This window comes from Streptantibioticus cattleyicolor NRRL 8057 = DSM 46488 (assembly GCF_000240165.1).
In the GTDB taxonomy this organism is placed as follows: Bacteria; Actinomycetota; Actinomycetes; order Streptomycetales; family Streptomycetaceae; genus Streptantibioticus; species Streptantibioticus cattleyicolor.
Genome location: NC_017585.1, coordinates 1,411,338 through 1,423,123, shown reverse-complemented (window position 1 = coordinate 1,423,123; position 11,786 = coordinate 1,411,338). Strand labels below are relative to the sequence as shown.

Genomic DNA, 11,786 nt, shown 5'->3' with positions numbered 1-11,786 from the left:
CCTCGCTACGCCGGCGGTTCCGAAGATCCGTGGCTCCGGCCGGTCCTGTGCGGGGGCTCACGACGCGTCGGCGACCAGAGCGCGCTCCCAGTGCTGGGTGTCGGCGTATTCACGCATGGTGACGATCCTGCCGTCGCGGACGACGAAGGCCCCGATGTTCTTCTCGTGGTAGGCCCTGCCGGTCTTTCCGGTGGCCCACGAGTCCCACTCGACGAGCACCTGGTCGCCCTCGCCGAAGACGTTGGTCACCCGCAGGCCGATCTCCTGGTCGGGGTCGAGGTGGGCGAAGGCGGTCGCCAGGAAGCCGTTGATCACCCGGTCGCGTCCCTGCCAGGTACCCGAGATCGGCAGGTCACCGCCGTACCAGCAACTGCCGTCCTCCGCCCAGCAGTCACGGATGACCTCGTCGTCACCCGACGCCAGGGCCTCGAAGTAACGCCGGACCACGTCCCGGGGTTCGCTGCTGTTCATCACGGCTTCCGTCCTTTCGGTGCCTGGTGGCGGCCTCCCGCCTGGTGGCAAGTCAACCGCCGTGCGCGGCGCCGGCCAAGACGCGATCGGCAACCGCAGCGATCACGCGAAGTGATCGCTGTGGACGCGCCGTTCAAGGCAGGCGCGTGCTGGTGACCACGAGCGCGGTGTAGTCCATGGTGAAGCCGCCGCCCATCGCGTCGACGGCGTCGCCGATCCCGGTCAGCAGCGCGTCGAGCCGGTCCGGCGGGAGTTGGCCGTTGCCGCCGAAGGTCGGCACCTGGTCCAGCCATTGGTCGCGGGTGTAGGGGCGGGACCAGTCGAAGCGCCACTGCTCGACCGCGCCGAACGCACCCGTCCGCGCGATGCCGTCGGACGCCGTGGCGACCATCCCGGCGTGGCTGTCCGGGCCGGCCATCGCGCGTTGGAGGACCGGCAGGTCGGGGAGGACCCGGGCGTAGACCGCGCCGAACGCCCGGGCCACCTGGGGGGCGGGCCGGAAGGCGTTCCAGAACAGCGCCAGCCGGCCGCCGGGGCGCAGCGCCGTGGCCGCCTTGGCGGCGCCGGCCACCGGGTCGATCCAGTGCCAGGCCGTTCCGGAGACGAGCGCGCCGAACGTCCTGCCCGCCGGGTCCCACCCCTCGAACGTGGCGACCTCGACCTCAAGCCCCTTGCGGCGGGCCAACTCGGCCATGCGCGGGTCGGGTTCGACGCCGAGCACCGTGCATCCGGCGGCCTGGAAGGCGAGTCCGGCGATGCCGGTGCCCGCGCCGACATCGAGGACGTCGCGGTCGGGGGCGGCGGCGATGACGCGTTCGACCAGGGCGTCGGGGTAGCGGGGCCGGGTGCGGTCGTACCGTTCGGCGTCCGTGCCGTAGGACCGCGCGGCGTCGCGCAGCGCGTGCGTTCCGTCGTCGGGGCGGTGCCCGTCGGGCACCGGAGATAGACTGGGCATGTGCCCACTTTAAGTGGGCGCTCGCCCACTCCGCAACGGATGGCCACGGTTCCACGGGAAAGACGAGGTGTGCGGTGCCGACAGGGGTCGCCATGCGCGACGCGCGCGAGCAGCTGTTCGCCGCGGCGGAACGCGTTCTGCTGAGGGACGGCGCCAGCGCGCTGACCAGCCGCGCGGTCACCACCGAGGCGCAGGTCGCCAAGGGCCTGCTCCACCGTCACTTCGCGGACTTCGACACCTTCCTCGCCGAGTTGGTGCTCGACCGGATCGGCCGCGTCGAGGCGCAGGGCGCGGCGCTGCGCGAGTCGGCCGGCACTGGTACGGTCACCGGCAACCTGGTCGCCGCGCTGACCACCCTCTTCGACGCGGTCGCCGTGGGGATCGTCGGCCTGGTCGTCGTCCACGACGCCATGCGGGCCAAGGTGCGCGAGGTGACGGGCGGCGGCCTGCCGCTGCTCAACGAGGCCACCGCCATGGTCCGTTGCTACCTCGCCGCCGAACGCGACCTGGGCCGGGTCGCGGCCCACGCCGACCTCGACGCCCTCGCCCCCACCCTGATCGGGGCCGCGCACCTGCTCTTCGCAGACCGGGAAGGCGCCCGGCCGACCCACGGCGACGTCGAGAAGGTCGTGACCACGGTCGTCGCCGACGCCGTGACCTGACCGGCCGGCCCGATCCGCCGCCGGTACGCGGCGGTACGTCAACCGGCCCGGGCGGTACGGGACGTTCCGGACCGGTCGACGAACGTCCGGAGCCGCGCGGCGTACTGCGGCCAGACCTCCCGGTGCAGCAGATGGCCCGCGCCGGGGATCACGGTGAGACCGGCGCCGGGAACGGCGTTCGCGATGGCGTGCGCGGCGGAGACGCGGACCAGGGGGTCGTCGGCGCCGTGCAGGACGAGGGAGGGCACCGCGACCTCGGCGAGCCGTCCGCCGTGCCACTTGGCGCCGATCTGCCGGCTCTGGGCCTGGGGGTCGTGGAAGCTCGCCACCCCGGCGGCGGCCTCCTTCGCCATGATCACGCGGGCCTCGGCCACCTCGAAGCGGCGGCCGGGCGCGACGAGCGCGTCACCGACGGCGGTCGCGAAGGCGGCAGCGGCGTCGGGCCCTTCCGGCGACCGCATCCGCGCGAAGCGGGCGACGGTACCCAGCCGCAGATACCGCAGGACGGCGAGGCCCGCCGCGTCGCTGGGCACGGCGCCGGAGGAGGTCATGGTGAGCACCCGGTCCGGATGACGGATGGCGGTGCGCTGGGCCAGCAGGCCGCCCATGGAGTGGCCGAACAGGTGCGCCGCGTCCCAGCCGACGGCGTCCAGCACCGCGATCGCGTCGTCGCACAGCGCCTCGGCGGTGTAGGCGGGGGTCCGCCGGCGCACCAGCGCGGCGAAGGGCGGGGCGCCGGCGCGGTCGGGGAAGCGGGTGGACTCCCCCGCGTCCCGCTGGTCGTAGGCCACCACGTGGAAGCCCTGCCCGACCAGCTCCGCGACCAGGCCGTCCGGCCACCAGAAGCGCGAGGCACCCAGCCCCATCACCAGCAGCAGCGGGTCGCCGCCATGGCCGCCGAGGTCTTCGTAGGCGATGCGTACGTCACCGTTGTATGCGTGCTCCGGCATGGCGGGGGCCTCCTGGTCACTGTTTGCGAACGACGTTCGCAATGCGATTCGCGAACACCGTACGCGAAATGGTAGGGTGGCGACAACACAGGAGGTGGACGGTGATGCCGGACCAACGGCAGGACGTCGTGATCTGGATGCGACCGGAGCAGGCCGCGGCCGGCCGGCCCGCCGAGCGCAGCCGGGCCGAGATCACCGCGGCGGCCGTGGCGCTCGCCGACGCCGAGGGCCTGGAGGCCGTCTCGATGCGCCGGGTCGCGGCGGCGCTGGACACCGGCGCCGCCTCGCTCTACCGGTACGTCGCCACCCGGGACGACCTGCTGGACCTGATGGCGGACCACGCGGGCGGCGAGTACGCACTCGCCGCCCCCACCGGGGACTGGCGGGCCGACCTGCTCGATGTCGCCCGCCAGGCCCGGCACATCATGCGCCGCCACCCGTGGCTCGCCACCCTCGCCGTCACCCGGCCGGTGCTCGGCCCCAACGGGGTCGGACTGCTGGAACACATCCTGACGGTGCTCGACGGCCACCCCGCCTCCCCCGCCGCGAAACTGGAGGCGTTCGCCCTGCTCACCGCGTTGACCGCGGTCTTCGTCCAGCACGAACGGGCCGCCGCCGACCCCGGTGCCCGCCGTACCGCCGCCTACCTGCGCCACGCCGCCGCCTCGGGCGACCACCCCCGGCTCGCGGCGCTCCTCGGCGAGTCCGCCGAGCCGCCCGGGGACGTACCCGACCGCTTCGAGGCCGTCGTCGTCCGGACGCTGGCCGGGGTGCTGGGGTGACACGGCCGCCGGGACCGGCCTACCGGGTGACGCCCGCACCGGCCGGCACGGCGTGGGCGACGGTGGCCGGCAGCGTGGGGTAGTCCGTGTATCCGGTCTCGCCGCCGGTATACATCGTGTACGCCTCGCGCACCGGATTCAGTGGCGCGCCGGTACGCAGACGTGCCACGAAGTCGGGGTTGGCGAGGAAGCCGCGGCCGAAGGCGATCAGGTCGGCGCCGGCGTCCAGCAGCCGCTCGCCGGCCCGCCGGCCGCCGTCGGCGGGGAGCGGGCCGTGCCCCAGTGCCGGGTTGGCGATCAGCGCGGTCGGCCACGCCGCGCGCAGGTCGCGGAAGAGCGGCTGGTCCGGGTCGGCGAAGACGATGTGCAGATAGGCCAGGTCGAGACCGGCCAGCGCGGCCACCAACTCCGGGTAGATGCGCCCGGTGTCGCCCTCGGCGATGCCGTTGACGGTGTTCCCCGGGGAGATGCGCAGCCCCACCCGTTCCGGTCCGATGGCGTCGGCGACGGCCTGGGCCACCTCGACCACGAACCGGACGCGGCGGCTGACCGGGCCGCCGTAGGCGTCGGTGCGGCGGTTGGTGTTCTCCGCCAGGAACTGGTGGAGCAGGTGGCCGTTGGCCGAGTGCACCTCGACCCCCTCGAAGCCGGTGGCCACCGCGTTGCGGGCGGCGGCGGCGAAGTCGGCCACCGTCGAGCGGATGTCGTCGGTGGTCATCTCCCGTGGCACGACGGAGGGTTGGCGCCCGCTGGGGGTGTGGATCGTCTCCGGGAGCGCAACGGGCGACGGGGCGACCGGCGTCAGCCCGCTGTTGTCGGGGTGGCCGACCCGGCCCCCGTGTTGCAGTTGCACGACCATCCTGCCGCCCGCCGCGCGCACCGCGTCGTTCACCCTGCGCCACCCCGCCACGTGGTGGGCGCCGTGGAGGGCGGGGATGTTCGGGTAGGTCTGCCCCACGGCGTTGGGTGTGGTCGCCTCGGCGATGATCAGCCCCGCCGACGCGCGCTGCGTGTAGTACGTGGTCATGAGGGGCCCGGGAACGCCGTCGGCTCCGGCGCGGTTGCGGGTGAGCGGCGCCATCACCAGGCGGTTGGGCAGGTGCAGGGGTCCGAGGCGGGCGGGTTCGAAGAGCGCTGACCGTGCTGCCGTGTTCGTCATGCCGGTACGGTAGGAGTTGACACCGGTGTCAGGTTCAACACGGCGCTCGGCATGCGAGGTGGGGAATGCGGATCGGCGAACTGGCCAGGCGCAGCGGCGTGAGCGAGCGCTCACTGCGTTACTACGAACAGCAGGGGCTGCTGCGGTCGCAGCGTACCCCCGGCGGCCAACGGGAGTACGGCGACTGGGCCGTCGACCGCGTCATCCGCGTCCAGGCCCTGTACGCGGCCGGTTGAACAGCAAGAAGATCGCGCAGTTGCTGCCGTGCATGCGGGACGCGGACGGCGGCCCCAACGAGTCCGCCACCCCGAGACTCGTGGAGGAGCTGGTCGCCGAACGCCAGCGCATCGACCGGCTCATCGCGGACCTGGCCCTTACCCGGGAAGTCCTGGACGAAGCCATCGAGACCGCCTCCGCCGGCCTGTCCGTCTCCCCGTCGGGCATCGGGGCGAAGGGCTGACCGCGAGGGTCACCGTTTCGCGCGGCGGCGTCGGGCCAGTGCGCCGAGGAGGACCGGGGTGGCGCACAGGGCGCCGGCGACGCCGACGCGCAGGGTACGGCGGGCCGGTGTCGGGGCGGGGCGGCTCAGGGTGCGGGCGGGTCGGGGACCTGGCCTTGTTGTTTCTGCCGGGCCAGCGCCATGACCTGGGCGAGGTGGAGCGCCCGCCGACCGGTGCCGGCGTCCTCGATCTGGGTCTTGCAGGAGAAGCCGTCGGCCACCACGAGGGTGTCCGGGTCGGCCTCGCGGACGGCGGGCAGGAGCGCCTGTTCACCGCAGTCCATGGAGATGCGGTACTTGCCGGATTCGAACCCCCAGGAGCCGGCCAGTCCGCAGCAGCCGCCCTTGAGGTTGTCGACCTCCAGGCCCATGCGTTCCAGCAGGCGCTGGTCGGCGTCCATGCCGCCGGTGGCGCGCTGGTGGCAGTGGCCCCACAGCAGTGCCGTGCCGTCGAGCTTCGGCGGTTCGATGTCGAAGGCGTCGAAGAACTCGGCGAAGTGGTAGGCGTTGCGGGTCAGCCTGGCCGCGTCGTCGTCGTGCGGGAGCAGCTTGCCGAGCTCGTCCTTGAAGACCGCGAGGCAGCTCGGTTCCATCCCGACGACCGGGGTGCCGGCCCGGACGTGTTCGCGCAGCGTGTCCAGGACGGTGTGCAGGTAGCGTTCGGCCTCGTCGAGGAAGCCGTAGTCGTACAGCGGCCGACCGCAGCACACGTGTCCCTCGGGCATGACCACCCGCCAGCCGGCCGCCTCGATCGCCTCTACGCAGGCGACGCCGACGTCGGTGTGCAGGTGGTTGTTGAAGGTGTCGGGGAAGAGGACGACGGGACGGCCGTGGGGGTTGCCGGTGCCTCCCCGGCGGCGGAACCACTCCTGGAGGGTCATCGGGGCGAACGACGGCAGCGGCCTGCGGCGGTCGATCCCGGCGACCAGCTTGGCGATGCGGGCGAGCCCCGGGGTGTGGGTGACGAAGTTGGTGATCTCCGGCATCCGGGAGGCGATCCGGGCGCCCTGGTCGATGAAGCCGAAGGCGTACGCGTACCTGGGACGGCGGCGCCGCGGTGACTTGTAGTGGTGGTGGAGGAACTCCGCCTTGTAGGTGGGCATGTCGACGTTGACCGGGCAGTCGCTGGTGCAGCCCTTGCAGGCGAGGCAGAGGTCGAGGGCGTCGGCGACCTCCTCGGACTGCCAGCCGTCGGTGATCACCTCGCCGCGCAGCATCTCGAAGAGCAGCCGGGCGCGGCCCCGGGTGGAGTGCTTCTCCTCCCGGGTGACCTGGTAGCTGGGGCACATGGTGTCGACGGCCCGCGGGACGCGGCACTTGCCGACACCGACGCAGCGCAGCGCGGCGTGGGCGAAGTCACCGCCGTCCTCGGCGTAGGCGAACTTGGTCGCCGGGCGGGGCGGGTTGTAGTCGGGGCCCAGCTTGAGGTTCTCGTCCAGCCGGTAGGCATCCACGACCTTGCCGGGGTTCATCTTCCAGCCGGGGTCCCAGATGGCCTTGAACTCCCGCATCGCTTGGAGCAGTTCGGGGCCGTACTGCTTCTCCAGCAGTTCGGCGCGCTGCTGCCCGTCGCCGTGTTCGCCGGAGACCGAGCCGCCGTAGGCCACCACCAGGTCGGCGGCCTCCTCCAGGAAGGCACGGTAGGTGGCGAGGCCGTCGGCGTGTCGCAGGTCGAAGCTGAGGCGGCAGTGGATGCAGCCCTGGCCGAAGTGGCCGTACATGGCGCCGGTGATGCCGTGTTTCTCCATCACCTTGCGCAGGTCGCGGACGTAGTCGCCGACCTTCTCCGGCGGGACGGCGGAGTCCTCCCAGCCGGGCCAGTGGTCCTTGCCGTCCGGCGGGAAGGCGGTGGAGCCCAAGCCGCTCTCCCGGATGGCCCACAGGTGTTCGCTGGTGCCGCCCTCCTGTTCGCTCTTGGCCATCACGATCCGGTCGCGCTCGTAGCCGCGTTCGGAGGTGAGCCAGTCGATGAAGGCGTGGGCGGTGGCGGCGGACTCCTCGGCGGTGTCGGCGCCGAACTGCACCAGCAGCCAGGCGCCGCCGCCGAGCTTGGGCAGCTCCTTGATGTCCGACACGTTCATGTTCTGCAACTGCTGGTCGCGGATGAGTTCGTCGTCGAGCGCCTCGAGACCGATCGGCTTGAAGCGCTCGATCATCTCCATCACGTCCGTGCCCGCCTCGGCGAGGTCGTCGTACTCGACCACGACGAGGGTGCGTTGGAGCAGGGCGGGGGTGAGCATCAGGACGGCCTGGAGGGCGGTGGCGCAGGTGCCTTCGGTGCCCACCAGGGCGCGGGCGACGTTGAAGCCGCGTTCGGGGAGCAGTTCGTCGAGGTTGTAGCCGGAGACCCGGCGCGGGAGCTGGGTCTCGGAGGGGAACCCGGCCCGGATGGCGTCGGCGTAGCGGTCGCGCAGGTCGCGCAGGGCGGCGTAGATCTCGCCCTTGCGTCCTCCCTTGGCGATGATGTGGTCGAGGTCCTTCTCCTCGTCCACCCCGACCCAGAAGCGCGCGCCGTCGTAGGTGACGATCTCCAGCGCGTGCACGTTGTCGGAGGTGCGCGGGCCGGGGCCGTACAGCTGGGACTGCACGGAGTGGATGCCGCAGGAGTTGTTGCCGATGTTGCCGCCGATGACGCAGCGCGAGTGGGAGGAGGGGTCGGGGCCGAAGACCAGGTCGTGGCGGCCGGTATGGCGGTTGAGCTCCTCGTTGATGACGCCGGTCTCGCAGGTGACCAGGCGCCGCCGGGCGTCGATGCGGCCGATCCGGGTGAGGTACTTGGAGTGGTCGATCACCACCGCCTCGTTGACCGTCTCCCCGGACAGGCTGGTGCCGCCGCCCCGGTTGAGGATCGGCGCGCCGAACCGGTGGCAGACGCGGTGGGTGGCCACCACGTCGTCCAGGGTGCGCGGGATCACCACGCCGATGGGCACCTGGCGGAAGTTGGAGGCGTCGTTGGCGTACAGGGCCAGGGATCCGGGGTCGAACCGGACCTCGCCCTCGACCGCTTTGCGCAGCGCCCGTTCCAGCCGGCCGACCTCGATGGTCTGCCGGGCGCGGGGTGCGCCGGGGATCGCGGGGTCCGTCTTCGCCGGGACGTCACGGCTGTGTCGTTTGGACGTCTTCGCCATCGTGGCGCACTCTCCTACCTTCGATGTCGATCAGGCGGTGCCGTCAAGCGCGTTCCGGGCCGTGGACGCGGTGTGCCTCCGCGTCGGCCCACTTCACGCGGAGGCCGAGTCCGGGGCGGCCGGGGTCGGGGCAGAGTTCGCCGCCGCGCGGTGACAACGTGCCGTCGAAGAGCATCCGCTCGATGCGCACGTGGTCGTGGAAGTACTCCAGGTGCCGCAGCCGCTGCACGGCGCAGAAGGCGTGGGCGGAGACCGCGGGGGCGCAGTGCGCGGACAGGTCGACGTGTGCGGCGGCTGCGGCGCCGGCGACCTGGAGCAGGCCGGTGAGGCCGCCGCAGCGGGTGACGTCGGCCTGCAGGCAGTCGACCGCGCCGGCTTCCAGCAGCGCCGCGAAGTCCCGCAGCACGTAACCGTATTCGCCCGCCGCGATCTCCAGCCGTCCGGGGCCGTGGTCGCGCAGCATGCGCAGTCCGGCCGGGTCGTCGGAGGTCACCGGTTCCTCGAACCACCGCACGTCCCACTCGTCGGCGAACCGCCGGGACCAGTAGAGCGCCTCCTTGCGGGAGAGGGCGCCGTTGGCGTCGGTGAACAGTTCGGTGTCCGGGCCGACGGCCTGGCGGACGGCGGTCAGCCGTGCGGGGTCGGCCGAGGGGTCACGGGAGGTCTTCAGTTTGACCCGGGGGATGCCCTGTTGTGCCCATCCGGTGAGCTGGTCGGCGAGGCGTGGCAGGGGGTAGTTGGTGAAGCCGCCGCTGCCGTAGACCGGTACCCGGTCGTGGAAGGCCGGCAGCACCTGGAACATCGGCAGGTCGAGCAGCTTGGCCTTGAGGTCCCACAGGGCGATGTCGGCCGCCGAGACCGCCATCGCCCCCACCCCGGGGCGTCCGGCGTTGCGGATCCGGCCGAAGACGTGGTGCCAGGCGGCGGGCGGCGCCAGCGGATCCGCCCCGAGCAGCGCGGGCGCGACCTTGGACTCGGCGAGGGCGGCCACCGACACGTCCCCGTAGGTGTATCCGATGCCGGTGTGCCCGCCGCCGTCGATCTCCACCAGGACGACGGTGGTGGAGTCCCACTCCAGCGTCCCGTCCTGCTCGACGCCGTCCGGGCCGTCGGTGGGGTACTCGAAGGCGTGCACGCGGACGGCGTCGACGGTTCCGGCCGCGCCGCCGGTGCGGCGGTCACCGTTCGCCATGGTCCCGTCCAGGCAGGTGCTCCGCGATCTCGGTGAGCTTCTGCCGTACACCGCGGGTGGCGATGCCGGCCTTCTCCGGGTCGTGGACGGCTGCCTTGGCCGCCTTCTTGCCCTGGGCGGCCATGATGTGCGGCGGGATCGGCGCGATCTCCTGGTCGACCTTGAACTCCAGCACCACCGGGCGGTCGGCGGCCAGCGCCTCGTCCCACGCCTCGCCGATCTTCTTGGGCTTGTCGCAGTAGACGCCCTTGAGGCCGAGCAGTTCGGCGTACTGCGCGTAGGGCACGTCGGGGATGTGCTGGGAGCCGGGGAACTTGGGGTCGCCGGCCATGGCGCGCTGTTCCCAGGTGACCTGGTTGAGGTCCTGGTTGTTGAAGACGCAGAAGATGAAGGGCGGTCCGCCGGCCAGCCGGTCCCAGTACCGCTTGATGGTGATCATCTCGTTCATGCCGTTCATCTGGAACGCGCCGTCCCCGACGAAGGCGATCACCGGGCGGTCGGGGTAGGCGAAGCGGGCCGCGATGGCGTAGGGGGTGCCTGGTCCCATGGTCGCCAGGGTGCCGGAGAGGGAGGCCCGCATGCCCTTGCGGAGTTTGAGGTGGCGGGCCCACCAGTTGGTGCCGGAGCCGGAGTCGGCGGTCAGGATGCAGCCGTCCGGCAGCTTCGGGGAGAGGGTGTGGGCCACCGCCTGGGGGTTGATACGCCCCTCGAAGTGCTGGCCGGCGCGCTTGTCGAGGATGTCGTTCCACTCCGCGATGTCTTTTTCGATCTTCTTGCGCCAGCCTCGGTCCTCCTTGCGCCGCAGCAGCGGGATGAGGGCCTTGAGGCTTTCCCTGGAGTCCGCGACGAGGTGGGCGTCCATGGGGTAGCGGATGCCGATCATCCGGCCGTCGATGTCGATCTCGACGCCGCGAGCCTGTCCCTCGTCGGGCAGCCATTCGGCGTAGGGGAAGCTGGTGCCGACCATCAGCAGGGTGTCGCAGCCGCGGATCATGTTGTCACTGGCCTTGGTGCCCAGCAGGCCGATGGGTCCGGTCACGAACGGCAGGTCGTCGGGGAGGACTTCGCGGCCGAGCAGCGCCTTGGCCACCCCGGCGCCGAGCAGTTCGGCGGTCTCCACGACCTCCGCCTCGGCCTCGGCGGCGCCCTGTCCGACGATCATCGCCACCTTCTCGCCGGCGTTGAGGATCTCGGCCGCCTTGCGCAGCTCGTCCTCGTTGGGCAGCACCCGCGGGCGGCTCCAGCCGACGCTGGAGAAGACGGCGCCGTGCGTCTTGGGCGGCGACGGCTGCGCCTCGGCTTCCTGGATGTCCTCGGGGATGATGACGGTGGCCACCGAGCGCCTGGTCAGCGCCGTCTTGAAGGCCCGGTCGATGACGTGGCGGGCCTGGGCCGGCTCCACCACCATCTGGCAGTATTCGGAGACGTCCGCGAAGAGCTGCTCCAGGGCGATCTCCTGCTGGTAATGGGAGCCCAGGCACAGCCGTTTCTGCTGCCCGATGACGGCGACCACGGGCTGGTGGTCGAGCTTGGCGTCGTACAACCCGTTGAGCAGGTGGACCGCGCCGGGGCCGGAGGTCGCGGTGCAGCAGCCGACCTCGCCGGTGAACTTGGCGTGGGCGCACGCCATGAAGGCGGCCATCTCCTCGTGGCGCACCTGGATGAACTCGGGGTCGCCCTGGGCCCGGTCGAACGCGCCGAGCATGCCGTTGATGCCGTCACCGGGATAGCCGTAGACCCGGTGCACCCCCCATTGGCGCAGCCTGTCCAGCACGAAATCGGCGACCTGAGCCATCACTTCTCCTCGTCCGCGAGCGTTCCGGGCGCATTCCAGGTGTCCGGACGGGCGCCCCGGTAAACTCCCGTCCCCGCCTGGCGCCGCCCCTCCGCTCCGGTGGCCGACACCGGCGCCCGCTGAACGGGTCAGCCGCGTCCGGGCCGGTCCGCCCCCGCCCGGCGGTGCCTCGCCCCGGCGCCGGGGTGACGGG

The 11,786-nt window shown here is 72.2% G+C and carries 9 protein-coding genes and 1 pseudogene; 3 read left to right on the top strand and 7 right to left on the bottom strand.

All coding sequences use genetic code 11. The features are described from left to right. Positions 1–57 precede the first annotated feature (57 nt). A complete protein-coding gene (locus SCATT_RS34050; RefSeq protein ID WP_014150785.1) occupies positions 58–471 on the bottom strand; it encodes a nuclear transport factor 2 family protein in 414 nt (137 codons plus the stop codon). Positions 472–604: 133 nt separating this feature from the next. Next, entirely contained in the window at positions 605–1,426 is an 822-nt protein-coding gene (locus tag SCATT_RS34045) for a class I SAM-dependent methyltransferase (RefSeq protein ID WP_041823570.1), read from the bottom strand. Positions 1,427–1,500: 74 nt separating this feature from the next. Between SCATT_RS34045 and SCATT_RS34040 the strand changes: the two genes are divergently transcribed. Continuing rightward, complete coding sequence (locus SCATT_RS34040; protein ID WP_014627068.1) at positions 1,501–2,088, top strand: TetR/AcrR family transcriptional regulator; 588 nt, start codon at positions 1,501–1,503, stop codon at positions 2,086–2,088. A 38-nt stretch (positions 2,089–2,126) separates the two neighbouring features. Here SCATT_RS34040 and SCATT_RS34035 read toward each other — a convergent pair whose 3' ends face one another. Continuing rightward, the gene (locus SCATT_RS34035; protein WP_014150788.1) at positions 2,127–3,038 is read right to left on the bottom strand and encodes an alpha/beta fold hydrolase; all 912 of its coding nucleotides are present in this window, start codon (positions 3,036–3,038) and stop codon (positions 2,127–2,129) included. 101 nt (positions 3,039–3,139) lie between these two features. On the opposite strand from SCATT_RS34035, the gene SCATT_RS34030 reads away from it, so the two are divergent. Beyond that, complete coding sequence (locus SCATT_RS34030; RefSeq protein ID WP_014150789.1) at positions 3,140–3,820, top strand: TetR/AcrR family transcriptional regulator; 681 nt, start codon at positions 3,140–3,142, stop codon at positions 3,818–3,820. 19 nt (positions 3,821–3,839) lie between these two features. Here SCATT_RS34030 and SCATT_RS34025 read toward each other — a convergent pair whose 3' ends face one another. Beyond that, positions 3,840–4,979 carry an alkene reductase gene (locus SCATT_RS34025; RefSeq protein WP_014150790.1) on the bottom strand — a complete coding sequence of 380 codons (1,140 nt, stop codon included), beginning with the start codon at positions 4,977–4,979 and terminating at the stop codon, positions 3,840–3,842. A 65-nt stretch (positions 4,980–5,044) separates the two neighbouring features. On the opposite strand from SCATT_RS34025, the pseudogene SCATT_RS37435 reads away from it, so the two are divergent. Next, positions 5,045–5,439, top strand: a pseudogene (locus SCATT_RS37435) (MerR family transcriptional regulator). 125 nt (positions 5,440–5,564) lie between these two features. Here SCATT_RS37435 and SCATT_RS34015 read toward each other — a convergent pair. From SCATT_RS34015 to SCATT_RS34005, 3 genes are read right to left on the bottom strand one after another with little or no spacing between them, the layout of a single operon-like run. Beyond that, the gene (locus SCATT_RS34015) at positions 5,565–8,606 is read right to left on the bottom strand and encodes an FAD-binding and (Fe-S)-binding domain-containing protein (RefSeq protein ID WP_014627067.1); all 3,042 of its coding nucleotides are present in this window, start codon (positions 8,604–8,606) and stop codon (positions 5,565–5,567) included. A gap of 43 nt (positions 8,607–8,649) precedes the next feature. Continuing rightward, a complete protein-coding gene (locus SCATT_RS34010) occupies positions 8,650–9,798 on the bottom strand; it encodes an enolase C-terminal domain-like protein (RefSeq protein ID WP_014150794.1) in 1,149 nt (382 codons plus the stop codon). Continuing rightward, a complete protein-coding gene (locus SCATT_RS34005; protein ID WP_014150795.1) occupies positions 9,785–11,593 on the bottom strand; it encodes a thiamine pyrophosphate-requiring protein in 1,809 nt (602 codons plus the stop codon). The genes SCATT_RS34010 and SCATT_RS34005 overlap by 14 nt, the downstream gene beginning before the upstream one ends. Positions 11,594–11,786 lie beyond the last annotated feature (193 nt).

What these genes read in the sequence shown, in the direction of transcription:
- SCATT_RS34005 (WP_014150795.1), bottom strand. Translation starts at nt 11,593, where the DNA reads ATGGCTCAGGTCGCCGATTTCGTGCTGGACAGGCTGCGCCAATGGGGG.
- SCATT_RS34035 (WP_014150788.1), bottom strand. Translation starts at nt 3,038, where the DNA reads ATGCCGGAGCACGCATACAACGGTGACGTACGCATCGCCTACGAAGAC.
- SCATT_RS34025 (WP_014150790.1), bottom strand. Translation starts at nt 4,979, where the DNA reads ATGACGAACACGGCAGCACGGTCAGCGCTCTTCGAACCCGCCCGCCTC.
- SCATT_RS34050 (WP_014150785.1), bottom strand. Translation starts at nt 471, where the DNA reads ATGAACAGCAGCGAACCCCGGGACGTGGTCCGGCGTTACTTCGAGGCC.
- SCATT_RS34045 (WP_041823570.1), bottom strand. Translation starts at nt 1,426, where the DNA reads ATGCCCAGTCTATCTCCGGTGCCCGACGGGCACCGCCCCGACGACGGA.
- SCATT_RS34010 (WP_014150794.1), bottom strand. Translation starts at nt 9,798, where the DNA reads ATGGCGAACGGTGACCGCCGCACCGGCGGCGCGGCCGGAACCGTCGAC.
- SCATT_RS34015 (WP_014627067.1), bottom strand. Translation starts at nt 8,606, where the DNA reads ATGGCGAAGACGTCCAAACGACACAGCCGTGACGTCCCGGCGAAGACG.